General features: G+C 65.6%; 22 protein-coding genes. 14 read left to right on the forward strand and 8 right to left on the reverse strand.

Features of this window, described 5'->3' with window-relative positions; genetic code table 11:
• Nucleotides 1-121 precede the first annotated feature (121 nt).
• Complete coding sequence (locus F8G81_RS08245) at nucleotides 122-1,330, reverse strand: MFS transporter (protein ID WP_267278504.1); 1,209 nt, start codon at nucleotides 1,328-1,330, stop codon at nucleotides 122-124.
• Between the two features lie 140 nt (nucleotides 1,331-1,470).
• Here F8G81_RS08245 and F8G81_RS08250 point away from each other — a divergent pair, with 140 nt between their 5' ends.
• Nucleotides 1,471-1,926: a (deoxy)nucleoside triphosphate pyrophosphohydrolase gene (locus F8G81_RS08250; protein ID WP_267278505.1), complete on the forward strand. Its 456-nt coding sequence runs from the start codon at nucleotides 1,471-1,473 to the stop codon at nucleotides 1,924-1,926.
• A 46-nt stretch (nucleotides 1,927-1,972) separates the two neighbouring features.
• Here F8G81_RS08250 and F8G81_RS08255 read toward each other — a convergent pair whose 3' ends face one another.
• From F8G81_RS08255 to F8G81_RS08265, 3 genes are read right to left on the reverse strand one after another with little or no spacing between them, the layout of a single operon-like run.
• A complete protein-coding gene (locus F8G81_RS08255) occupies nucleotides 1,973-3,103 on the reverse strand; it encodes an Rv2578c family radical SAM protein (protein ID WP_267278506.1) in 1,131 nt (376 codons plus the stop codon).
• A 32-nt stretch (nucleotides 3,104-3,135) separates the two neighbouring features.
• Nucleotides 3,136-3,771: an SIMPL domain-containing protein gene (locus tag F8G81_RS08260; protein WP_267278507.1), complete on the reverse strand. Its 636-nt coding sequence runs from the start codon at nucleotides 3,769-3,771 to the stop codon at nucleotides 3,136-3,138.
• A complete protein-coding gene (locus F8G81_RS08265) occupies nucleotides 3,768-4,286 on the reverse strand; it encodes a hypothetical protein (RefSeq protein ID WP_416377116.1) in 519 nt (172 codons plus the stop codon). The genes F8G81_RS08260 and F8G81_RS08265 overlap by 4 nt, the downstream gene beginning before the upstream one ends.
• 198 nt (nucleotides 4,287-4,484) lie before the next feature.
• Here F8G81_RS08265 and pheS point away from each other — a divergent pair, with 198 nt between their 5' ends.
• Together pheS and pheT are read left to right on the forward strand one after the other, a co-directional pair.
• Nucleotides 4,485-5,546 (forward strand): phenylalanine--tRNA ligase subunit alpha, encoded by a 1,062-nt coding sequence (gene pheS / locus F8G81_RS08270; protein WP_267278508.1) that lies wholly within the window; start codon nucleotides 4,485-4,487, stop codon nucleotides 5,544-5,546.
• A gap of 2 nt (nucleotides 5,547-5,548) precedes the next feature.
• Nucleotides 5,549-8,092: a phenylalanine--tRNA ligase subunit beta gene (pheT, locus tag F8G81_RS08275; RefSeq protein WP_267278509.1), complete on the forward strand. Its 2,544-nt coding sequence runs from the start codon at nucleotides 5,549-5,551 to the stop codon at nucleotides 8,090-8,092.
• A 103-nt stretch (nucleotides 8,093-8,195) separates the two neighbouring features.
• Here the strand turns inward: pheT and F8G81_RS08280 are convergent, their stop codons facing one another.
• Nucleotides 8,196-9,161 (reverse strand): quinone oxidoreductase family protein, encoded by a 966-nt coding sequence (locus tag F8G81_RS08280; protein WP_267278510.1) that lies wholly within the window; start codon nucleotides 9,159-9,161, stop codon nucleotides 8,196-8,198.
• A gap of 152 nt (nucleotides 9,162-9,313) precedes the next feature.
• Nucleotides 9,314-10,408 (reverse strand): fatty acid desaturase family protein, encoded by a 1,095-nt coding sequence (locus F8G81_RS08285; protein ID WP_267278511.1) that lies wholly within the window; start codon nucleotides 10,406-10,408, stop codon nucleotides 9,314-9,316.
• Nucleotides 10,409-10,589: 181 nt separating this feature from the next.
• Between F8G81_RS08285 and argC the strand changes: the two genes are divergently transcribed.
• The 10 genes from argC (at nucleotide 10,590) to F8G81_RS08335 (ending at nucleotide 20,863) form a co-directional block, all read left to right on the forward strand.
• Nucleotides 10,590-11,621 carry an N-acetyl-gamma-glutamyl-phosphate reductase gene (argC, locus tag F8G81_RS08290; RefSeq protein ID WP_267278512.1) on the forward strand — a complete coding sequence of 344 codons (1,032 nt, stop codon included), beginning with the start codon at nucleotides 10,590-10,592 and terminating at the stop codon, nucleotides 11,619-11,621.
• Nucleotides 11,618-12,784 (forward strand): bifunctional glutamate N-acetyltransferase/amino-acid acetyltransferase ArgJ, encoded by a 1,167-nt coding sequence (gene argJ / locus F8G81_RS08295; protein WP_267278513.1) that lies wholly within the window; start codon nucleotides 11,618-11,620, stop codon nucleotides 12,782-12,784. Before argC ends, argJ begins: the two co-directional genes overlap by 4 nt.
• Nucleotides 12,785-12,820: 36 nt before the next feature.
• A complete protein-coding gene (gene argB, locus F8G81_RS08300; protein ID WP_267278514.1) occupies nucleotides 12,821-13,807 on the forward strand; it encodes an acetylglutamate kinase in 987 nt (328 codons plus the stop codon).
• A complete protein-coding gene (locus tag F8G81_RS08305) occupies nucleotides 13,804-15,108 on the forward strand; it encodes an acetylornithine transaminase (protein WP_267278515.1) in 1,305 nt (434 codons plus the stop codon). The genes argB and F8G81_RS08305 overlap by 4 nt, the downstream gene beginning before the upstream one ends.
• Entirely contained in the window at nucleotides 15,105-16,130 is a 1,026-nt protein-coding gene (gene argF, locus F8G81_RS08310) for an ornithine carbamoyltransferase (RefSeq protein WP_267278516.1), read from the forward strand. The genes F8G81_RS08305 and argF overlap by 4 nt, the downstream gene beginning before the upstream one ends.
• Nucleotides 16,130-16,663 carry an arginine repressor gene (locus tag F8G81_RS08315; protein WP_267278517.1) on the forward strand — a complete coding sequence of 178 codons (534 nt, stop codon included), beginning with the start codon at nucleotides 16,130-16,132 and terminating at the stop codon, nucleotides 16,661-16,663. Before argF ends, F8G81_RS08315 begins: the two co-directional genes overlap by 1 nt.
• Before the next feature lie 97 nt (nucleotides 16,664-16,760).
• Nucleotides 16,761-17,966 (forward strand): argininosuccinate synthase, encoded by a 1,206-nt coding sequence (locus F8G81_RS08320; protein ID WP_267278518.1) that lies wholly within the window; start codon nucleotides 16,761-16,763, stop codon nucleotides 17,964-17,966.
• Complete coding sequence (gene argH / locus F8G81_RS08325) at nucleotides 17,967-19,385, forward strand: argininosuccinate lyase (protein WP_267278519.1); 1,419 nt, start codon at nucleotides 17,967-17,969, stop codon at nucleotides 19,383-19,385. It begins immediately after the preceding gene.
• A 128-nt stretch (nucleotides 19,386-19,513) separates the two neighbouring features.
• The gene (locus tag F8G81_RS08330; RefSeq protein WP_267278520.1) at nucleotides 19,514-20,050 is read left to right on the forward strand and encodes a pyridoxine/pyridoxamine 5'-phosphate oxidase; all 537 of its coding nucleotides are present in this window, start codon (nucleotides 19,514-19,516) and stop codon (nucleotides 20,048-20,050) included.
• A gap of 9 nt (nucleotides 20,051-20,059) precedes the next feature.
• A complete protein-coding gene (locus F8G81_RS08335; protein ID WP_267278521.1) occupies nucleotides 20,060-20,863 on the forward strand; it encodes a maleylpyruvate isomerase family mycothiol-dependent enzyme in 804 nt (267 codons plus the stop codon).
• Nucleotides 20,864-20,893: 30 nt separating this feature from the next.
• On the opposite strand, the gene F8G81_RS08340 is transcribed toward F8G81_RS08335, so the two are convergent.
• Nucleotides 20,894-21,388 (reverse strand): methylated-DNA--[protein]-cysteine S-methyltransferase, encoded by a 495-nt coding sequence (locus F8G81_RS08340; RefSeq protein ID WP_267278522.1) that lies wholly within the window; start codon nucleotides 21,386-21,388, stop codon nucleotides 20,894-20,896.
• On the reverse strand, nucleotides 21,385-22,881 hold the full coding sequence (locus F8G81_RS08345; protein ID WP_267278523.1) for a DNA-3-methyladenine glycosylase 2 family protein: 1,497 nt from the start codon (nucleotides 22,879-22,881) through the stop codon (nucleotides 21,385-21,387). The genes F8G81_RS08340 and F8G81_RS08345 overlap by 4 nt, the downstream gene beginning before the upstream one ends.
• A gap of 126 nt (nucleotides 22,882-23,007) precedes the next feature.
• Between F8G81_RS08345 and F8G81_RS08350 the strand changes: the two genes are divergently transcribed.
• The gene (locus F8G81_RS08350) at nucleotides 23,008-23,658 is read left to right on the forward strand and encodes a DNA-3-methyladenine glycosylase (protein WP_267278524.1); all 651 of its coding nucleotides are present in this window, start codon (nucleotides 23,008-23,010) and stop codon (nucleotides 23,656-23,658) included.
• Nucleotides 23,659-23,698: the final 40 nt, after the last annotated feature.

The following is a 23,698-nucleotide window of genomic DNA, read 5'->3' on the forward strand; positions in this document are numbered from 1 at the left end:
TGAAACCACACGTCGCGGTCCATGTATGCCAGGCGTCGGAGCAAAAACCGTTTCCTATACAGGACGCCCAGTCTAAGTTCTGCGGCTCACGTCCGCAGGCTGTTGAACGCCGGTCCAAAGATCAGGCGGCCAGCGGCTTTTTCCGTTCCAGTAGTCCGCTCACGACGGCGACCGCCAGGCCCAGTACGGCCAGCACGGCACCCACGAGGGCGGGTGCCGTGTAACCCCAGCCCCAGGCGATCACCACGCCGCCAAGGAACGCGCCCAGTGCATTTGCGACGTTCAGCGCAGCATGGTTCAGTGAGGACGCCAGGGACGGAGCGTCTGGGGAAGCGTCCAGCAAGCGGGTCTGCAGGGCCGGTACCAGCATTGAACCTGCCGCGCCCACCACAAACACCATGGCCAACGCCGACCACGGCCAATGCACGGCAACGGCATAAACCACCAGGGCAACCGCGATGCCAGGCAGAATCCGGTAGATGGTTCCCATAACGGATTTGTCAGCGATCCTGCCGCCCACGATGTTGCCCGCCACCATGCCCAGGCCATATAGCGCCACCACGACTGGAAGCAGCTGGGAAGGTATCCCGGCCACCAGTGTCATGGTGTGGGCAATGTAGGTATAGGTGGCGAAGAAACCGCCGAAGCCGACGATACCGATAAGGATCGCAAGCCAAACCTGCAGGCGTTTGAGGGCGCCGAGCTCACGCCGGATACTCGCATCCGGGTGGGCTGCCTGGAAAGGGACAAACCGCCATAAGAGCCCCACGGTGAGCAGTCCTATGGCGCCCACCAGGAGGAACAGCAGGCGCCAGCCGTAGGCCTGGCCAACCCAAGTGGCAAGTGGGACACCAATAACGTTGGAAACCGTCAGGCCGGCCATCACCATCGAAATGGCACGTCCGCGCCGTGTGGGTGGCACCAGGGAGGCGGCAATCACAGCGGCGACGCCAAAGAACGCCCCATGCGGAAGCCCGGCTGCGAAGCGGGAAACCAGCATGCTGCCGTAGTCGGGAGCTATGAATGAGGTCAGGTTGGCAACGCTGAAGAACAGCATCAGTCCCAGGGCGAGGTACTTGCGGGGGAGCCTGGCTCCGACCGCGGCCAGCAAGGGCGCGCCCACCACGACGCCGAGGGCGTAGGCCGAGATCAGGTTTCCGGCTTCAGGGGTGCTGATGCCGAGTCCCTGCTCCACCTCTTTCAGGAGGCCCATCATGGTGAACTCAGTCACGCCGATGCCGAAGCCGCCCATGGCGAGGGCAACAATGGCCCGCCCGACGTGGGAAGTCCGGGCCTTCGGTGTGGTTTTGGTCTGGAGGATGCTGCTCATGTGCCTGCTTCTCGGGAAATCCGGGGACCGATGCTGCGGCCCCCGGAGGCTGTTTTCTGTGTGAAGATCCCCGCGGCAGTGGAGGGTATCCGGTACGGCCGGAAGGGCCGCCCCACCATTGTCCCCCATAGACTGGGGCGGTGACTGGACACATACTCGTAGTCGGCGGAGCCGTCCTTGACTCCCTTGCGGAACCCACAATGCTGCTGGTGGCGCGCCGGACCGCACCGGAACAGTTCGCCGGGCTGTGGGAATTTCCGGGGGGAAAGGTGGACGCGGGCGAGGCTCCCGAGGCCGCATTGCACCGGGAACTCAGGGAGGAACTGGGGATTGGCGTGCGGCTGGGGACTGAACTTGAGGCTCTCACCCCCGGCGGCTGGCCCCTGAATGAGCGGGCGTCCATGCGGGTCTGGGCGGCGGAAATTACAGAGGGGGACCCGCGCCCGCTTGAAGATCATGACGAATTGAAGTGGATCAGCGTAGCGGACAGTGATGAAGCTCTCAGCCTTCCCTGGATTCCTGCTGACTTCCCGATCGTCCGCGCCCTCCTGCAATCCCTTGCTGCCCACGCGGGCTCGGCCAGCGGCGGCAACTGACCGGGGACATCACCAGCAAACCAGTGGGACTAGCAACAATGGCCCGCTAGAACAGGGTGGGCTGCTCTGGCGGGCCGGTGGGACCCGGGCGGGTGTCCCGGTCCGGTGGACCTCCCGGAGTGGCGGCTTTGCCTACCGGGATGATGCCGGCAGGATACTGTGCTTCTTCACCCCGAGGATCATCTTCAAGATCCCGGTGGCTGAAGCCGTGGGAACCGGAGAAACCATGCCGTTCCTTGAAATAGCGCACCCTTCCCGCGAGCCAGGTTCGGTACTCTTTGGGTGCGTACGAGCCATTGCCGTACAACCCCTGATAGCGGCCTGTCAGATCGGGGTGGTTGGCCGCGAGCCACTGCATAAACCATTCACGCGTGCCGGGCTTCAGGTACAGGGCACCGGCGGTGACGCCCGTGGCTCCGGCTGAGGCCAGTGAAGCAAAAAGTGCGTCCAGTGCTTCGTCGCTGTCGGTGAGCCACGGCATGATGGGCATGGCCATCACTCCGCACGGCAGGCCAGCTTCGCGAAGCCGCGAAATAAGTTTCAGCCTGGCCCTTGGCCCGGGAGTGCCCGGTTCCACGGTTTCGGAAAGGGCTTCATCCGTCATCGCGAGGGATATTCCCACCCCAACGGGAACCTGCGTCGCCGCTTCCTTCAGCAGGGGGATGTCCCGTGCCAGCAGTGTTCCCTTCGTCAGGATGGACAGGGGAGTGCCGGACTCGGCCAGCGCCGAGATGATTCCCGGCATCAGCTTGTAACGGCCTTCGGCACGCTGATAGGGATCCGTATTGGTGCCCAGTGCCACCTGATGATGGCCCCAGGACGGCTTGGCAAGTTCCTTCCGCAACACTTCCGCCACATTGACCTTGACCACAATCTGGTTGTCGAAATCCCTCCCCGCGTCAAACTCCAGGTAGGTGTGGCTCTTCCGCGCAAAGCAGTAGACGCAGGCATGGCTGCAGCCCCTGTACGGGTTGATGGTCCATTCGAACGGCATGCGGGAACCGCCGGGCACCTTGTTCAGCACACTCTTTGCGGTGACTTCGTGGAACGTGATGCCGGCAAACTCGGGGGTGGTCACTGACCTGACCAGGCCGGCGAGCGGCAGGAGTGCAGGAGTAGTACCACTCGCGTCTGCTTCTGTGGGGCGCTCCAACAGTGCTTGTGCATCCCATCTCATACATCCCATTCGAATGTATGTTCTAACTTAAGTCAAGGCCGGGCAAGCTCCCACACCACGGTGATCCTGGCGGCCATGCTTGTTTGGCCCGGCTCCACGCTGAACGCATCCGATGAAACGGCCCGTTCGATCCTGGGCAGCGGAACCGGCATGCCAGGGTTGGCATCTTCCGCTAACGAGACCACCCTGCCCAGCCGGGCAGAAGCCAGCGCAGCAAACTGTCCCGCCGTTCGGAGCGCGTCCTGCCAGGCAGCTTCACGGGCGCGTGCCCGCACCGCAGCCTCATCTGAAAATCCGAGGTCAAGGCCGTTGAGCCTGACGTTGTTGCCGCCTGCTGCTACGGCGGCAGAGATGGCCGACGACGCCGTCTCCACATCCCTCAGGCGGACAGTGAGGCTGCTGGTGGCGATATACCCTGCCACCTTCTGGCCCTCACCCTCGCGCCAAACAAGGTCTGCCCGGACGTTCAGTCCTGATGTCCGGATGTCCGCGTTTGTCACGCCGTGTTGGCGGAGCGCAGCAGAGACAGCGGACGATGTTGTCCCCGCTTCTGCGTAGGCTGCGCCGACGTTGCCGCTCCGGCACTCCACGCCCACGGACAGGGTCAACAGGTCCGGGGCGGCCTCCGCTACCCCTGTCCCGGTGACGGTGATTCTTCGTGATGTCATGCCTCGTCCTCCATTCCGCCGCCACGGTGGGCAGCAGGCCGTCGCTGACTGCGTACTCTGTATCCGCCGGCTTCCAGACCCGCCCGGCGTTCAAAAAAGTTCCCCGATGCAGGGTCGCCGGTACGCAGTTGCGACCAGCCGGCGGCCAGGAAATAGAGCGGGAGGAAGGGCAGCCCCAAGCACCAGGCATACTGGCTGCAGTGTCTTTCCTCATGGCCCAGCAGTGCCGGACTGGATATCAGTACCTTCGCATCGCTGCGGCAAACCACTACGTTGCCCAGGACGAACGCTCCGGCGAAGGGGAGCCGCCAACGGTAGTTGGCTGCAATGATCAACCCCCGCGGGCCGCGGCTGAGGGCGGTGCCCGCCGACACAGCCACGGCCAGGCCCAGGACTGTGCTGCCATTAGCCAGGTTTGCCAGCTGCCGCACCCGCTGTCCCGCCGTCAATGCGCCCGCCGTCAATGCCTGCCCGGCTTTTCCTCCTGCCTTCGGCAGGCCCGGCCGTTGTGTCATGAGGCCATGGTAGCGGGAGCGTTCAATTAGACTGGGGGATAGTGGCCGCCGGACTTGTGTCGGGCGTGCCCTGACCTGATCACTGGATGAATTCACCCGTTGATCTGCCAGTGACGGACGCGCTGCCGGGAAACCGTGCACGGCTGCACTGGTCTTTGTGGAAATTTGTTAGCCCCGACTCGTAGCTAAGAACAGTAGATGACTGAAACTTTGCCGGGCGCCGCCATCCCTAACCCTACGGATGAAGCCGCCATTAATGCCGCTGTAGACCAGGCCATCACCGCCATTGCCGGTGCTGCCACCCTTGACGAGCTAAAGGCGGTGAGGCTCGCGCACACGGGGGAGAAGTCCCCGCTGAGCCTGGCCAACCGTGAGATCGGCAAGCTGCCGAAAGACCAGAAGGCGCTCGCCGGAAAACTGATGGGCGCATCGCGCGGCCGGGTCAACCAGGCGCTCGCCGCCCGCACGGCAGAGCTTGAAGCGGAGAACGACGCACGGATCCTGATTGAGGAGACGGTGGACGTCACGGCCGCTCCGCGCCGCCGTCGTGCCGGTGCCCGGCACCCGCTCTCCACCCTCCAGGACCGCGTCGCGGACATCTTCGTGGGCATGGGCTGGGAAATCGCCGAAGGCCCCGAAGTTGAATCCGAATGGTTCAACTTTGATGCCCTGAACTTCAAGCCGGACCACCCGGCCCGCGAAATGCAGGACACGTTCTTCGTGGAGCCGCCCGAGGCCCATCTGCTGATGCGCACGCACACCTCCCCGGTGCAGGTCCGTTCCATGCTGGAACGCGAACTGCCTATCTACGTCCTGTGCCCGGGCAAGGTGTTCCGCACTGACGAGCTGGACGCCACCCATACCCCGGTGTTCCACCAGTTTGAAGGCCTCGCCATCGACAAGCACCTGAGCATGGCGGACCTGCGGGGCACGCTGGAGCACTTCGCCCGGCAGATGTTCGGCGACGAAGCCCAGATCCGGCTGCGGCCCAACTATTTCCCCTTCACCGAACCGTCAGCCGAGCTGGACATCTGGCACCCGGGCGCCAAGGGCGGCCCGCGCTGGATTGAATGGGGCGGCTGCGGAATGGTCAACCCCAACGTCCTGCGGGCAGCCGGCATCGATCCGGATGTCTATTCAGGTTTTGCCTTCGGCATGGGCATCGAACGCACCCTTATGTTCCGCAACGAGGTAGGCGACATGCGCGACATGATCGAAGGCGATGTACGTTTCAGCGAGCACTTCGGGATGGAGATCTAACAGTGCGTATCCCACTTTCCTGGCTGCGGGAATTCGCAGCAGTACCGGCCGGTGCCACGGCCGAAGACGTTATGGCCGAACTGGTCAAGGTCGGTTTCGAAGAAGAGGACGTCCACCGTCCCACTGACACCCTCAAGGGTCCGATTGTGGTGGGCCAGGTCCTGAGCCTGGTCAAGGAACCCCAGTCCAACGGCAAGACCATCAACTGGTGCCAGGTCCGCGTTGTCCCGGAAGGACAGCCGCAGACCCTCACCGGTGACGGCATCGATCCCTCAGGCGTGCAGGGCATTATCTGCGGGGCCCACAACTTTGTTGAGGGTGACAAAGTGGTGGTCACCCTTCCCGGGGCAGTCCTGCCGGGCGACTTCCGCATCTCTGCACGCAAGACCTACGGCCACCTGTCTGCCGGCATGATCGCCTCCGTCCGTGAACTCGGAATCGGCGAGGACCACGATGGCATCCTGGTTCTGTCCCGGATCGGCCTTGACCCGGAAATCGGCACCGACGCCATGGACCTGCTGGGTCTCTACGACGAGGCCGCCGAGATCAATGTGACCCCGGACCGCGGCTACGCCTTCTCCATCCGCGGTGTTGCCCGCGAATACGCACACGCCACCGGAACCTCCTTCACGGACCCGGCCGCCAAGGTCCAGGCCCCGGCTGAACTTTCAGGCGGCTACGGCGTCAAACTCAACGACGACGCGCCCATCTACGGCAAGCCGGGCTGCGACCGTTTCGTGGCGCGCACCGTGCGCGGCGTGGACGCCACCAGGCCCACCCCGCCGTGGATGGTTTCCCGTCTGCGGCTGGCCGGCGTCCGTTCCATCTCGCTGCCGGTGGATATCTCCAACTACGTCATGTTCGAGCTGGGCCAGCCCACGCACTGCTATGACCTGGACAAGCTGTCCGGTGACATTGTGGTGCGCCGTGCCGTTCCCGCGGAGACGATCACCACACTGGACGGCAAGGAACGTTCGCTCGACGTCGAAGACCTCCTGATCACCGACGGCTCAGGTGCGATCGGCATCGCCGGCGTCATGGGCGGCGCTGCCACCGAGGTGAGCGATTCGACGTCGAACGTCCTGGTGGAAGCGGCACACTTCGACGAGGTGTCCATTTCCCGGTCCCGCCGGCGCCACAAGCTGCCGTCGGAGGCGTCCAAGCGCTTCGAGCGCGGCGTGGACTGGCAGGTGGCGGGCATCGCCGCGCAGCGTGTGGTGGACCTTCTGGTGGAACTGGCCGGCGGCGTAGCTGACGAGGCCGGGACCGACGTCGGGACCGCCCCTGACGGCGTCTCCATTCAGCTCCCGGCAGCGTTTGCCGCACAGCGGATAGGGATCGACTTCACCGACGGGCAGATCATCACCTCCCTGGAGGATCTGGGCGCCGTTGTGGAGCAGAACGACGGTGGCTGGACAGTGACCGCTCCCAGCTGGCGGCATGACCTTGAAACCAAAGAGGACCTCTCCGAGGAAATCGCCCGGCTGGTGGGGTATGACAACATCCCCGCCACCCTCCCGGTGGCCCCTCCCGGACGGGGACTGACGCGCACGCAGCAGCAGCGTCGTCGGCTCATCCAGGCACTGGCTGATGCCGGGCTGACGGAAGTCCTGGCGTACCCGTTTGTTTCCAAGGCCTCCAACGACACCTTCGGCGTGGCAGAGCAGGGGGCTCCGAGGACTGCGGTCAAGCTGGCCAACCCCATCAGTGAGGAACACGGCTTCCTGCGCACCTCGATCCTTCCGGGGCTCATGGAGGTGGCGAAGCGCAACCATTCCCGCGGCTTCAGGGACCTCGCGCTTTTCGAGTCGGGGCTCGTCTTCCTGCCCAACGACACGTTGGGAACTGCCTCGATCCCGCCGCTGGGCGTCAAGCCCTCCGATGAGGTGCTTGACGCACTGTACGACGGCGTCCCGGACCAGCCCCTGCATGTTGCCGCCATCATGACGGGCCATGATTCACCGGCTGCCGCCGGACACACTCCCCGCGTCTGGGACTGGTCCGATGCGCTGGACATCGCCCGGCTGGCCGGCGACGTCCTGGGTGTGGAAGTGGTGGTCAGCCAAGGCGCCCACCAGGCGTTCCACCCGGGGCGTGCAGCACAGCTTTCGCTGCGTACCGGCGAAATCGTGGGCTATGCAGGCGAGCTTCACCCGAAGCTCCTGGCCGCGCAGGACATGCCGGCCCGGTCCGTCGCGGTGGAGTTCAACGCGGACGCCCTGTTCGACGCCGCTGCCGACGTCATTGTGGCCAGGCACATCTCCACGTTCCCGGTGGCAACCCAGGACGTCGCGTTGGTGGTGCCCGCGGAGATCCCGGCGGACGCCGTTCTCACCGCACTCCGCGAAGGCGCCGGCGAGCTTCTGGAGGACGTGGCACTCTTTGACGTGTACTCCGGCAAGGGCATCGAGGAGGGAAAGAAGTCCCTGGCGTTTGGGCTTCGGTTCCGTGCCAACGACCGTACGCTGACCGCGGACGAGGCCTCGGCCGCCCGCGAAAGCGCCGTGGCCCTGGCAGCTGAACGGTTTGGTGCCGTCCAGCGCTAGTTCAACACCAGCAAAAATCCCCGCAGCCATAAGGTCGCGGGGATTTTTTGCATTCATTCCGGAAGATTCGGTTAGCGGTTTCCCTGAGGGGCGGAACGTTCCCTTAGGGGACCAGCAGGACCTTGCCCGTGGTGCGGCGGCCCTCCAGGTCTTCATGGGCCTGGCGGGCCTCGGCAAGGGGGTAACTGCCGCCGATCCGGACCTTGAGGCTTCCCTTCGCTGCGGCGTCAAATACTTCGGTAGAGCGCCAGCGACGTTCCTGCGGGTTGCCGAGGAAATGCGCCAGGGACGGCCGCGTCAGTGTGAGGGAGCCGGCCGCGTTGAGCCGCTGCGGGTCGAAGGGTGGAACCGGGCCCGAAGCTGCACCGAAAAGGACAAGCGCACCCCTGGTGCGCAGGCAGGACAGCGAGCCGTCGAAGGTGTTGCGGCCGACGCCGTCGTAGACCACGTCCACGCCTTTGCCGCCGGTCAGGTCACGGACATGATGGGGGAAGCCGGCGTAACGGAGGACATGGTCCGCTCCAGCTTCCGTGGCGAGTGCTTCCTTTTCATCGGAGGAGACCGTGGTGATGACGCGGGCGCCGCGCTCCTTCAGAAGCTGGATCAGCAGCAGGCCCACGCCGCCGGCTCCGGCATGCGTCAGCACGGTGTGGCCAGGTTCCACCCTGAAGGAGGAGTTGATCAGGTAGTGGGCCGTCATGCCCTGCAGGGGAAGGGCGGCAGCCGTCAGATCGTCAACGCCGTCCGGCACCGGGAGGGCTTTGGCCGCATCAAGCACGATGTAGCCCGCATAGCATTCCGAACCCTCCGCGGTGGCCACCCTGCTGCCCGCCGCGAAATCCTCCACGCCCTCGCCGACTTCCTCCACCGTTCCGGATGCTTCCGAGCCGGGTGTGAAGGGAAATTCGACTTTATACGTGCCGCTGCGCTTGTAAGTATCGATGAAATTGACCCCGGCGGCCGCCACCTTGATGAGCAGCTGGCCTGGCCCCGGTGCGGGACGCCCGGCATCCGCAAGCTCCAGGACTTCGGGTCCGCCGGGCTGGCCGGCGACGATTGCATCCATCATGGATCTCCTTTCCTGGGCTGGGATTTCCTGGCCCGGATCCTGAACCATCCTAGGGATACAGGACGCAGACGACGAAGTGACGGCCGGTAAGCCGGCCGTCACTTCGTCAAAGATTGGGGCGAGGCGCTGGCAGCACCTCTCAGTAGCGCAGCTTAGTAGCGCCGGGTGACGGTTGCCATCGGGCACTCGAAGTGGCGCCCTGCTGCCAGCCCCACGTCGTTGAGGTAGCGGACGATGATGCCGTAGGACTGCAGCAGGGTGGTCTCCGTGTAGGGAACCTGATGCTTCTGGCAGTACTCACGGACGATCTTTGCAGCCTTGTCCAGCTGCGGCCGGGCCATGTCCGGGAAGAGGTGGTGCTCGGCCTGGCGGTTCAGGCCGCCCAGGAGGATATCCATAAAAAAGCCGCCCGAGATGTTCCGGGACGTCAGCACCTGGCGGCTGAAGAAATCCACCCGGCTGTCGGCGGGAATGACAGGCATGCCCTTGTGGTTCGGGGCAAACGAGGCACCCATGTAGAAACCAAAGACGGCGAGCTGCACAGCGATGAAGGCGAACGCCATGCCCAGCGGCAGGAATGAAAAGGCGAGGATGGGAAGGATGCTGAGCCGGACGACGAGGATGGGCAGCTCAACCCAGCGGTGCGTGACCTTGGCGCGGCGGAAGACGAACTTCACGGAATCGATCTGGAGGCCCAGGCCCACGCCCAGAAGGAGCGGGAAGAAGAACCAGCCCTGTTTGCGGGTCAGGACGGACGAGAGCCAACCTTGACGGGCGGCCGCGGTCTCGGTGTGGAAGGCGATGGGGCTGTCCATGATGTCCGGATCCTTGGAGATCACGTTCGGATGGTTGTGATGGGCTCCGTGCTTCTGCTCCCACCAGGAGTAACTCATCCCGGCCACAGAGGTGGCGAGCAGCCTGGCGGACCAGTCGTTGGCGCGGCGTGAGGCGAAGATCTGGCGGTGCCCGGCCTCATGGGCCAGGAAGCTCAGCTGAGTGCAAAGGACTCCCAGGGCCGCAGCGATCAGGAGCTGGAACCAGCTGTCCCCGATCAGGGCGAAACCGAACCACGTGGCCGTCATCAGGAGCACGAGGCAGGCAAAGACAGTGATGTAGAAACCAACCCGGCGTTCCAGCAAACCCTCGGCCTTGACGGTCTTCAGCAGCTCCGAATAGCTCAGGACCACGGCGTTGGGCTGGCGGACTCGCGATTTAGGGCGCTCAGGCGTAAGGAGGGTGGCGGTCATGTAACGGGGCCTCGTAACTGTTACGGGCAACGTTGCAGCCGACACTCGGACTGCATGGTTTCAGGATCACCCTCTATCCAGCATACGGCAGAGGCCGTGCTGTAATTTTCCAGCAGTTCCAGCGGGCTGCATAAATATCGGACAGCATGAATACTTTTGCTGTTTGCTGTATGATTCAGGCATGACTATTTCTGTTGCAGTCTCCGGGGCCAGCGGCTACGCCGGGGGAGAAGTGCTTCGCCTTCTCGCAAGCCACCCTGACGTGACCATTGGCGCCATCACAGCGCACAGCAATGCCGGATCCAGGCTTGGTGAACTGCAACCTCACCTGCATGGGTTGGCCAGCAGGATCCTGGAAGACACCACAGTGGAGAACCTCGCGGGCCACGACGTCGTGTTCCTGGCCCTCCCGCATGGTGCTTCCGCCGAGATCGCCGCGCAGCTTCCCGAGGGCACCGTGGTGATCGACGCCGGTGCCGATCACCGTTTGGAGGACGCCGCGGCCTGGGAAAAGTTCTACGGCTCCGCCCACGCCGGAACCTGGCCCTATGGCCTGCCGGAACTTCCCGGGCAGCGCGAGGCGCTGAAGGGCGCCACGCGCATCGCCGTTCCCGGCTGCTACCCGACGTCGGCCCTGCTGGCTTTGACGCCTGGCTTCACAGCGCAGCTGCTTCAGCCCGAAGATGTGGTGATTGTGTCCGCCTCCGGTACGTCCGGTGCGGGCAAAGCGGCGAAGGTCAACCTGATCGGATCAGAAGTGATGGGTTCCATGAGCCCCTACGGGGTGGGAGGCGGACACCGCCACACACCGGAAATCGAGCAGGGCCTGTCCAATGCCGCCGGTGAACGCGTGACTGTTTCCTTTACCCCGACGCTGGCACCCATGAGCCGCGGCATCCTGACCACCGCAACAGCCAGGGTGAAAGCGGGAACCACAGCAGCCGAGGTCCGCCAGGCCTGGGCCGACGCGTACGACGACGAACCGTTTGTCCACCTCCTGCCGGAAGGGCAGTGGCCCACCACCAAGTCCGTTGTTGGGTCCAACCACGCCGCCATGCAGGTGGCATTGGACGAACACACTGGCCGCGTCATTGTCACGTGTGTCCTGGACAACCTCACCAAGGGCACAGCCGGCGGAGCCGTCCAATCCATGAATATTGCGCTCGGACTGGCAGAAACTGCCGGCCTCAACCTGCAGGGAGTTGCCCCGTGACCGTTACCGCCCCCCTGGGGTTCCGCGCCTCCGGCATCACCGCCGGCCTGAAGGCTTCAGGTAACCCCGACCTCGCCCTGGTGGTCAACGATGGACCGTCCAAGTCCGCCGCCGCCGTCTTCACAAGCAACCGGGTGGCGGCCGCTCCCGTCCACTGGTCACGCCAGGTTGTCTCCGACGGCCGGGTGGACGCCGTTGTGCTCAACTCCGGTGGCGCCAACGCCTGCACCGGGCCTGAAGGATTCCAGAACACACACAGCACGGCCGAGAAAGTGGCCAAGGTGCTGGGAATTTCGGCGACCGACGTTTTTGTGTGCTCCACCGGCCTCATCGGCGAGCAGCTGCCGATGGATAAGATCCTGCCCGGCATCGAGGCAGCCTCCACGGCGCTCAGCACGGATGGTGGCCCCGAGGCGGCCCTTGCCATCATGACCACTGACTCCGTGCCCAAGGCGGCTCTCTTCATCGGCACGGATGCCGATGGCCAGGAGTTCACCATCGGCGGCATGGCGAAGGGTGCAGGCATGCTGGCCCCCGGCCTGGCCACCATGCTGGTTGTGCTCACCACGGACGCCGTGGTGGCTCCTGAACTGCTGGACCTCGCGCTCCGGGACGCCACGCGGGTCACTTTTGACCGTGCTGACTCTGACGGCTGCATGTCAACCAACGACACCGTTGTGCTGCTGGCCTCCGGCGCATCCGGCTCTGTGCCCTCTGCCGAGGCATTCGGTACCGGCCTTACCCAGGTTTGTGCTGAACTGGCGCGCAAACTGATCGGCGACGCCGAAGGTGCCAGCCACGACATCGCCATCCGTACGTTCAACGCGGCAAGCGAACGGGACGCCGAGACAGTCAGCCGTTCCGTGGCCCGGTCCAACCTCTTCAAAGCGGCCATCTTCGGCAAGGACCCCAACTGGGGCCGCGTTCTGTCGGCCGTGGGAACCACCGACGCCGCGTTTGAGCCGGACCAGCTTAACGTGGCCATGAACGGTGTCCAGATCTGCCGCAACGGCAGCATCGGCGATGACCGCAACCTGGTGGACCTGGAACCGCGGGAAGTGCACGTGGAGATAGACCTTCAGGCCGGCGACGCTGAGGCCACCATCTGGACCAACGATTTGACCCACGATTACGTGCACGAAAACAGCGCCTACTCCAGTTAGCCCACGGCCCTAGATCCTTCCAAGGGGAGCAGCTTAATGAATGCCCAGACGCGCGAAAACACGTCCATGCTCGACGCCCAAAGCAAGGCCGGCACCCTGATCGAGGCGCTGCCCTGGATCCAGCGCTTCGCGGGCACCACCATGGTGATCAAGTACGGCGGCAATGCCATGGTCAACGACGAACTGCGCCGCGCGTTCGCGGAGGACGTGGTGTTCCTGCACCATGTGGGCATCCATCCTGTGGTGGTCCACGGCGGCGGCCCGCAGATCAATTCGATGCTCGCCAGGCTTGGCATCGAGTCGGAATTCAAGGGCGGCCTGCGGGTCACCACTCCGGAAGCCATGGACGTGGTCCGGATGGTCCTGACCGGCCAGGTAGGCCGGGAGCTTGTGGGCCTGATCAATTCCCACGGACCCTATGCGGTGGGCATGTCCGGCGAAGACGGCGGGCTGCTCCGCGCCGTCCGGACAGGCACCGTGATCGACGGCGAGGAAGTTGACCTTGGCCTGGTGGGCGAAGTCGTGGGAGTCAATCCGGAAGGCATCCTGGACATCCTGGCGGCCGGCCGCATCCCCGTGATCTCCACGGTGGCGCCGGAGATCGAGGATGACGGCAACGGCACAGCCGACCAGCCCGGCCAGCGCGTGCAGACAACCGGGCAGGTCCTGAACGTCAACGCAGACACCGCCGCCGCCGCCCTGGCCGAGGCCCTCAGCGCCTCCAAGCTGGTCATCCTCACCGACGTGGAAGGGCTGTATGCCAACTGGCCGGACAGGTCCTCCCTGATCTCGTCCATCACGGCGTCCGATCTCCGCCACCTGCTGCCATCGCTTGAATCCGGGATGATTCCCAAAATGGAAGCGTGCCTCAAGGCCGTTGACGGCGGAGTGGAACGCGCACACATTGTGGACGGCAGGCTGCCGCACTCCATGCTCCTGGAAACATTCACGACGGCAGGAATCGGCACCCAGGTGGTGCCCGACGAGGACCTGGACATTGACGTAAAGGAAGTAACCGCATGAACCAGGTAGACACCGGGACCCAGGAAGGTGCCGCCAACAACCCGGCAACCAGCAATTCGGCAATAGAAAAGCCGTCCGTTGGCGAACTCGTCGACGGTAAGGGCCACACCACTGGAGCCGACTGGCTTGCCCGCTATTCCAGTTCGCTGATGGGCGTCTTCGGAACGCCGCAGCGGGTGCTGGTCCGTGGCGCAGGATGCCTGGTCTGGGATGCCGACGGCAAGGAGTACCTTGACCTGCTCGGCGGGATCGCGGTCAACGCCCTGGGCCATGCCCACCCGTTTGTCACTTCGGTCATTTCCAGCCAGCTGGCCACCCTGGGGCACGTCTCGAACTTCTTCACCAGCCCCACGCAAATAGCGCTCGCGGAAAAACTTCTCACCCTGGCAGGCGCGCCCGCCGCCTCCAAGGTGTTCTTTACCAACTCCGGCACAGAAGCGAATGAGGCAGCGTTTAAGCTTGCCCGCCGCAACTCCAGCGGGGCCCGGACCAAAATCATTGCCCTGGAGGGCGCCTTCCACGGCCGCACCATGGGCGCCCTTGCCCTCACGGCGAAGGAAGCGTACCGTGCTCCGTTCGAGCCGCTGCCCGGCGGTGTTGTGCACATCCCCTTCGGCGACGTCGAAGCCCTGGAAGCCGCCATTGACGAAACTGTCGCCGCGGTGTTCCTCGAGCCGATCCAGGGCGAAGCAGGCGTCCGGCCGCTGCCGCCCGGTTACCTGAGGGCCGCCCGCGAGGCGACCATCAGGGCCGGGGCCCTGCTCATCCTGGACGAGGTCCAGACCGGGATCGGGCGGACGGGAAAGTGGCTCGCCAGCGAGGACTCCGGAATCGTTCCCGATGCGGTCACCCTGGCCAAGGGACTCGGTGGCGGATTCCCCATCGGTGCCCTGATCACCTTCGGCGCCCAGACGTCGTCGCTGCTGAGCGCAGGCCAGCACGGCACCACCTTCGGCGGAAACCCGGTGGCCACGGCCGCCGCCCTGGCCACGCTGCACGCCATCGAAACCCAGCGCGTCCTGGAGAACGTGGCCGTCGTGGGGGAGCACCTTCGCGCGGGGCTGGCAGCCATCGAGGGCGTCACCGAGGTCCGTGGTGAAGGCCTCCTGATCGGCTTCGACCTCGACGCCGACGTCGCCCCTGCCGTTGTTACGGCGGGCCTTGACGCCGGTTTCATCGTCAACAGTCCCGGGCCGCGCACCATCCGGCTTGCGCCGCCGCTGGTACTCACCACCAGCCAGGCCGATACTTTCCTCGCCGCCTTCCCGGCAATCCTCACCACAGCTAAGGACGCCCAGTGACTTCCGCAAGCAACGCAGCTTCAGCCGGCACCACCCGGCACTTCCTCAAGGACACTGACCTCAGCCCCGTTGAGCAGGCAGAGGTCCTGGAGCTGGCGCTCCGTCTGAAAGCGGATCCGTACAGCGTCCAGCCGTTCGCGGCGGAGGGGAGCGGCCGCAAGACGGTGGCGGTGATCTTCGACAAGACATCCACCCGTACCCGGGTCTCCTTTGCCACCGGCGTGGCTGACATGGGCGGCAACGCCCTGATCATCAACCCGGGTGAAGCACAGATCGGCCACAAGGAATCGGTCGAGGACACCGCGAAAGTCCTCGAACGCATGGTCTCCACCATTGTCTGGCGGACCGGGGCGCATGCAGGGCTGGTGGCCATGGCCGAAAACTCCAGGGTTCCGGTGATCAACGCCCTCTGCGACGATTACCACCCGTGCCAGCTGCTTGCAGACCTGCTGGCGGTCAAGGAGCACAAGGGCGAGCTCAAAGGACTCACCATGAGCTACCTGGGCGACGCTGCCAACAACATGGCCAACTCCTACCTGCTGGCCGGTGTGACGGCAGGCATGCACGTCCGCATCGCGGGGCCCGAGGGCTACCTGCCCGCCGCGGAAATCGTGGCAGCCGCCGAGGAACGTGCCGCCGAAACAGGCGGCTCGGTGCTTGTCACGACCGATGCTGCCGAGGCACTCAAAGGCGCCGACGTCGTGGCCACTGACACGTGGGTGTCCATGGGCCAGGAAGCCGAAAAGGAAGCCCGGATGCAACTGTTCCGGGAGTACTCCGTCGATGAGGCGGCCATGGCACACGCCGCGGAAGACGCCGTCGTCCTCCACTGCCTGCCCGCCTACCGTGGCTATGAGATCTCAGCGGCGGTCATCGACGGCCCGCAGTCGATCGTGTGGGACGAGGCCGAAAACCGGCTGCATGCCCAGAAGGCCCTGATGGCCTGGCTGATGCACCGCTCCGGGCTGGCATTCGTCGACGGCCTTTCTCCCGTTGAAGGCACCGGGGAGAGCACGTTCTAGTGTCCATCAACCCGTCGGTGCCGGGCTCAAGCCCGGCCACCAAAACCGCCCGGCAGGCGCGTATCATCGCCATCCTGACGGGGGAGTCCGTGCGCTCCCAGGCGGAGCTCGCGGCGCTGCTGGCTGACGACGGCGTCCAGGTCACCCAGGCCACGCTGTCCAGGGACCTGGTGGAACTCGGCGCCGTCCGGGTTCGTGGCAAGGAGGGCGTCCTGGTCTACGCCGTTCCCGGCGAGGGCGGGGAACGGGCGGCCAAAAGCGGCGTCAGCCAGGAAATCCTGGACGCGAGGCTGGCCCGGCTGTGCAGCGAACTCCTGGTGACAGCGGAGGCGTCAGCCAACATCGCAGTGCTGAGAACGCCTCCGGGCGCCGCGAACTTCCTGGCGCTGGCCATCGACCACTCGGTGATGCCCTCCATCCTGGGCACCATCGCCGGGGACGACACCGTACTCCTGGTCTCGAGGGACCCCCAGGGCGGGCAGGACCTCGCCGCCCGGTTCCTGCAGCTGGCAGAGGAAGCCGGCGGGCAGTAAAAGCCTGCCCCGGTGTGTGACAGGCTTTCCCTAGAAGATTTTTCGCAAAGAATTTCCAGACGAATCATCACCAACAAAAACAAGAGGAGCATTTTCCGTGACTGAGCGCATTGTTCTGGCCTACTCCGGTGGCCTTGATACTTCCGTAGCCATCGGCTGGATCGGCGAAGCAACCGGGGCCGAGGTCATCGCCGTGGCCGTTGACGTCGGGCAGGGAGGCGAGTCGCTGGAGACCATCCGCCAGCGTGCACTGGGCTGCGGCGCCGTGGAGGCATACGTGGCAGACGCCAGCGACGAGTTCGCCAACGAGTACTGCGTCCCCACGCTGAAGGCCAATGCCCTGTACCAGGGCCACTACCCGCTGGTGTCCGCCATCTCCCGGCCGGTCATCGTCAAGCACCTGGTCAAGGCCGCCCGCGAGTTCGGCGCCACAACCGTGGCCCACGGCTGCACCGGCAAGGGCAACGACCAGGTCCGCTTCGAAGTGGGCATCCAGACCCTCGGCCCGGACCTGAAGTGCATCGCCCCGGTCCGCGACCTCGCCCTGACCCGCGACAAGGCCATCGCCTTCGCCGAGGAAAAGGGACTGCCGATCGAAACCACCAAGAAAAACCCGTACTCGATCGACCAGAACGTCTGGGGCCGCGCCGTCGAAACCGGCTACCTCGAAGACATCTGGAACGCCCCCACCAAGGACATCTACGACTACACCGCCACCCCGGAGTTCCCGCCGGCGCCGGATGAAGTCACCATCTCCTTCGAAGCCGGCGTGCCGGTAGCGATCGACGGCGTCAAGGTCACCCCGCTGCAGGCCATCAAGGAACTCAACCGCCGCGCAGGCGCCCAGGGCGTGGGCCGGATCGACGTCGTCGAGGACCGGCTCGTGGGTATCAAGTCCCGCGAAATCTACGAGGCTCCCGGCGCCATGGCGCTGATCACCGCCCACAAGCACCTCGAGGACATCACCATCGAGCGCGAGCAGGCCCGCTTCAAGGCAACAGTTGGCCAGCGCTGGGCCGAGCTGGTCTACGACGGCCAGTGGTTCTCCCCGCTCAAGCGCTCCCTTGACGCCTTCATCGAGGACACCCAGAAGTACGTCTCCGGCGACATCCGCATGGTCCTGCACGGCGGCCAGGCGATCGTCAACGGACGCCGCTCAGACACCTCGCTGTACGACTTCGACCTCGCCACCTACGACACCGGCGACACGTTCGACCAGTCCATGGCCCGCGGCTTCATCGAACTGTGGGGCATGTCCGCCAAGGTCGCCTCCGGCCGCGATATCCGGGTAGCAGGAGAGTAAATGGCGTCCGCTACGAACACGGGAGCACTGTGGGGCGGCCGCTTCGCCGGCGGCCCCGCAGATGCCCTCGCCGCACTTAGCAAGTCCACGCACTTCGACTGGCGGCTGGCCCGCTACGACATTGCAGGCTCCGTGGCACACGCCCGTGCCCTGCACAAAGCAGGGCTGCTGGATGACGCCGAGCTTAAAGGCATGCTGGCCGCCCTCGGCCAGCTTGATGATGATGTCGCCTCAGGCGCCTACCTGCCTGCTGACTCCGACGAGGACGTGCACGGCTCGCTGGAACGCGGCCTGATCGAACGCGCCGGCACGCAGCTGGGCGGCAAGCTCAGGGCGGGACGTTCGCGCAACGACCAGGTGGCCACGCTGGGCCGGATGTTCCTCCGGGATCACGCCCGCATCATCGCGCGCGGTGTTCTCGCCACGATCGAATCGCTGGTAGAGCAGGCCAAGGCGCACCAGGGCGTGGCCATGCCCGGCCGCACCCACCTGCAGCATGCCCAGCCCGTCCTGCTCAGCCACCACCTGCTGGCCCACGCCTGGGCGCTGCTCCGTGATGTGCAGAGGCTCCAGGACTGGGACAAGCGCGCCGGTGTATCGCCGTACGGCTCGGGTGCTTTGGCCGGATCTTCACTTGGCCTGGATCCCGAAGCAGTGGCCGCGGAGCTTGGCTTCTTCTCAGCAACCCACAACTCGATCGACGGCACCGCGTCCCGCGACGTCTTCGCCGAGTTCGCCTGGGTGTGTTCCATGATCGGTGTGGACCTGTCGCGGGTGTCCGAGGAGGTCATCCTGTGGGCCACCAAGGAGTTCTCCTTTGTCACCCTGCATGACTCCTACTCCACCGGCTCGTCCATCATGCCGCAGAAGAAGAACCCGGACGTGGCCGAACTGGCGCGCGGCAAGGCGGGCCGGCTGATCGGGAACCTGACCGGCCTGCTGGCGACGCTCAAGGGCCTGCCGCTTGCCTACAACCGCGATCTGCAGGAGGACAAGGAACCTGTCTTTGATGCCGCCGACACCCTGGAGCTGCTGCTTCCCGCCGTGTCTGGCATGATCGCCACCCTGAAGTTCAACACTGAGCGGATGGAGTCTCTGGCGCCCCAGGGCTTCGCCCTTGCCACCGACATTGCCGAGTGGCTGGTACGCCAGGGTGTTCCGTTCCGGGAGGCACACGAGCTGTCCGGAGCAGCCGTCAAGCAGGCGGAAAGCCGCGACGTGGAGCTATGGGACCTGACGGATGAGGAATACGCCGCCATCTCGGAGCACCTGACGCCGGAGGTCCGCACGGTCCTCAGCACCGAAGGGTCCCTGAACAGCCGCAACTCGCAAGGCGGCACCGCACCGGCCGCCGTCGAACGCCAGCTGGTGGCCCTCGAAAGCGAGCTCGCCGGAGTGCGGGAGTACGCAGCAGCCTAACCGTCAGACGCTCTCTCACTTAATGGGGCTTTTTGGCCGACGCTCTGTCACTTTCCTCAGGAAAGTGAGAGAGCGTCGCCGTATTTATTGCGTTAAGTGAGAGAGCGTTGTGCGTTTAGGCTGGGCTGATGAGCGATGCCTTCCGCAGCCTACTCCGTGCCCTGCCGGACTTTCCTGCCGACCTCCCGGAGTTCGACCCCGCGACGGCTCCCGCGGACCCGGTGGCTTTATTCAAGCTTTGGCTGGCCGAGGCACTTAATGCAGGCGTGCTGCAACCCCACGCCTGCAGCCTGGCCACGGCGGACGGCAGCGGGCAGCCCTCTGCCAGGATGCTCATCCTGAAAAACATCGACGACGACGGCTGGCACTTCGCCACGTCCCGGACCTCCAGGAAGGGCAGGGAACTGTCCGTCAACCCGAGCGCGGCCCTGAACTTCTACTGGCCAGAGCAGGGCCGGCAGGTCCGGGTAGCCGGTCCGGTGGTTCAGCTCTCCCCGGAAGCGTCGGCCGCCGACTGGCAGGCGCGCCCGGCAGCGGACGGCAGCGACAATCCGGACTGGCAGCTCTACGCGCTCAGGCCACGCGAAATCGAGTTCTGGCAGGCCCGCCACGACCGCGACCATATCCGGCACCGCTACGGACCGGACGGTATCCCGCTCGGCTAGGATGGCGCCATGACAGCTCCCGCACCGGATACCCTTCTCGCCGAACTTCACAAAGCCGCCGCCGCCGCCGCCTCCGCAGCCGGGAAGCTCACGGATATGGACGTGGTGGCCCCCTCCACCCTCTCCGGCTGGACGCGCGGCCACGTGCTGGCCCACATTGCCGGGATCTCCCATGCGATGGCCAGGCAACTGGAATACGCAGCCCGCGGTGAGACAGTTGAACTTTACGACGGCGGCCAGGATGGCCGGAACAACGCGATTAATGCGGCTTCCGGCCATGACGCCGCCACCCACCGGGAAGACCTGCAGGCAGCCCTTGACCGGGTGCTGAAGGCCTTTGACTCCGTGGCAGGCCCGGAAGCCCCCGGACTAGCAGGCCCCGGCAGTGACCCGTCGGAATCCGGAGCGGGAAAATCAGGTGTCACCTGGCAGACGCCCATCGCCTACCGAGGGGGAGTTGTCCTCGACGGCGGCCTGGCCCTTTGGCGCGAACTGGTGATCCACACCTCGGACCTCGGGACCGGTCCCGGGGCGGAAGCCTGGAGCCGGCTCTTTTGCGAGCACCTGTTCGACTTCCTGGCGGCCCGGGTTCCGCCCGGCGACAAGCTGGTGCTGCAGCCACTGGGGTTGCCGCCAGTCACCATTGGCAGCGGCGGACGCTCCGTTGTCATCAGCGGAATGATCACCGATATTGCGGCCTGGCTTGCCGGCCGTGAACCATCCCTCGGCAGCCTGCGGGCCTCCGCGGCCGCCGACGGCGTGGACCTGCCAACTCTGTTGCCCTGGCCCTCCGGCGTGCCCGCCGCCCAGTAGCCGGGTTCCGGGCCTTCCGGCGAAAACCGCTCAGCCGGCTTCCCGGTCCAGCAGACTCTTCTTGATGGCAAGGCCCCAGCGGAAGCCGCCCAGGGTGCCGTCTGTCCGGATCACGCGGTGGCACGGCACAAAAAGGGCCGCGGCGTTGAAGGCGCAGGCGCTTGCGGCCGCCCGGACGGCCTTCGGATTGCCGGACAGCTCGGCGTACTCCGTGTACGTTACCGGGAAGCCCGGCCGGACCGTCCGGAGCATGTCCCAGGCATGGCTGCGGAAGGGGCCGGACCTTTGCAGCACGGCCACGCTCATCGCGGGGCCTGGATCTCCGAGGTAGAAGGCCTCCACTGCCAGGGAAATTGGACCCAGATCCGTCACTGCCTCCACCTCGCTGGGACGAAGCGCGGGGTGGATCTGGCCGGTGAGCTCGCCGGGCTCAGCGGTCCAGCCTGAGGCCAGTACTGCTCCCTCCCGGGCGAGTATGGTGAAGGGTCCATCCGGGGTGGGCATCGTCAACAGCTGGGCTTTCATCGCATCGCTTTCTCTGCAACTGATTTCTCAGAACGGGGGGAACCCTGCGTGGCGGCCGCGCGCCACAAATGCATGGTGGCGTAGGACCGCCAGGGACTGACTTCGCGGAAATCAGGACTGGCCGCGCCCGCCGGGGACATCATGGCAAGCGCCCGGATCCCATTGCGTACAGCTGCGTCGTTTGCCAGGAAAACATCGGGCGCGCCCAGGACGCGCATGGCCACATAACCCACCGTCCAGGGACCGACGCCGGCAAGGGGCAGCAGTTTCGCGGCCAGGCCGGGAAGGTCGTCGCCGTAGCCAAAGTCCAGTTCTCCGGCCGCGAGGGCTGCTGCTGCCGTGCGGAGGGAGTCAATGCGGCGCTGGGGGCCGCGCAGCAGCGTGTATCCGTGGTCGGCGATCTCGGCGGCGGTGGGAAACAGCCGGTCCAGCCCGTCGCCGGGCAGCAGCGTGGGGCTCCCGGCTGCCGACAGCTGGGTCAACGCCGCGCGGGCCGCAGCTACGGTGATCTGCTGGCCGATCATGGCTCTGATGAGCAGTTCCTGCGGATCAAGGGCGCCGGGCATCCTTATGCCGGGGGCGCCGGTCACAGCAGAGGCCAACCTTGCATCCGCGGCAAGGGCGTTGTCGATCGCTACGGGGTCGGCATCGAGGTCAAACAGGCGGCGCACGCGGCTCAGGAGCGCGGCCAAATCACGGAGGTCCACCGCGCCGATGGTGAGGGTCAAGGGCCGTCCCGGCATGCCGGCGTCGTACTCCACGCTGAACCGCGCATCACCATGGGGGAGCCGCAAGGTGCGGGCGTAGGACGTGGCGGTCCCGGCTTCGATGCCGGGAAGGGCCCTGACTGCCAGGAAGGAAAAGACGCCCGGATCGAATGGCTCCCGGTAGGGCAGGCTCAACGTCAGGGCGGTAGTGGGGGTGGCCGGCCCATGGTGCTTCGCCGTAGCTCGCAGGCCCGTAGGTGTCATGGCGAAGACTTCCACCATGGTGTCGTTGAACTGACGGACACTGCTGAAGCCGGACGCGAAGGCGATGTCCGCAAGCTTCATGGAGGTGGATACCAGCAGCGTCCGGGCCGTCTGGGCGCGGCTCGCGCGGGCCAGGGAGAGCGGCCCGGCACCCAGCTCCTGGCTGAGGATCCGGTTGAGCTGCCGGGAGGAGTAACCCAGCCGCGCCGCCAGGCCTCCCACACCGTCCCGGTTGATGACCCCGTCATTGATCAGGCGCATGGCCCGGCCAGCAATGTCCTGGCGTATGTTCCAGGCGGGTGTGCCGGGCACGGCTTCGGGGAGGCAGCGCTTGCAGGCGCGGTAACCGGCTTCGTGGGCGGCGGCGGAGGTCTCGTAGAACGTCACGTTGCCAGCTTTGGGGGTCCTGGCCGGGCAGGAGGGGCGGCAGTAGATGCCCGTGGTGCGGACGGCGGTGTAAAACTGCCCGTCGAATCGGGTATCCCGCGCGTCGATCGCACGGTAGCGCTGCCAGAAGTCCATGCCTCCATCCTGCCAGCCCCGGATGGCCTCTGCTAGCGGAAATCGGACACCGCCGTGGGGGCCAGCTGCTCATCCTACGCCGCTGGAATCCACCTGGTGCCGGCCGGCCATGGATAGAGTCGGAGCATGAGCACCAACCGCCGGCCGAAGGAAGACAGGCTCCGGGAGATCCTGTCGGGCGACGCCCGCGATGTTGCGCCCCTGCTGCTGGGTGCAGTCCTGACCCATGATTCCCGGGATGGCGCGGTGTCGGTCCGGCTGACGGAAATCGAGGCGTATCTGGGCCCGGAGGACTCACTGCACCCGGACCCGGGTTCCCACACATACCGCGGCCCCACCGCCCGAAATGCGCCGATGTTCGGCCCGGCAGGGCACCTCTACGTGTACTTCACCTACGGGATGCATCACTGCGCCAATATTGTGTGCGGCCCGCCGGGAGTGGCCTCCGCGGTTCTGCTGCGGGCCGGAGAAGTAACGGCAGGGCAGCAGCTGGCCCAGCGGCGCCGGCCGACGTCCCGGTCCACAGCCGATCTGGCCAGCGGGCCGGCGAGGCTGGCCAAAGCGCTCGGGCTGACCACCGCGGACAGTGGCCGTGACGCCCTTGCCGTTCCGTTCCACTTGGAGCTGCCCGCAGAGCCTGTAGCCGGAATCAGCTCCGGCCCACGGGTGGGAGTGTCCGGCGCCGGCGGGTCAGACATGTACGCGTGGCGGTTCTGGATCACGGACGATCCCACCGTGTCGCGATATAAGGCGGCAAAAGCACGAAGGGTGACTTAAGTGCGTGACGGGGACGGTGAAGCAACTGACAGTGGTGAAG

The organism is Arthrobacter sp. CDRTa11, assembly GCF_026427775.1.
GTDB lineage: Bacteria > Actinomycetota > Actinomycetes > Actinomycetales > Micrococcaceae > Arthrobacter.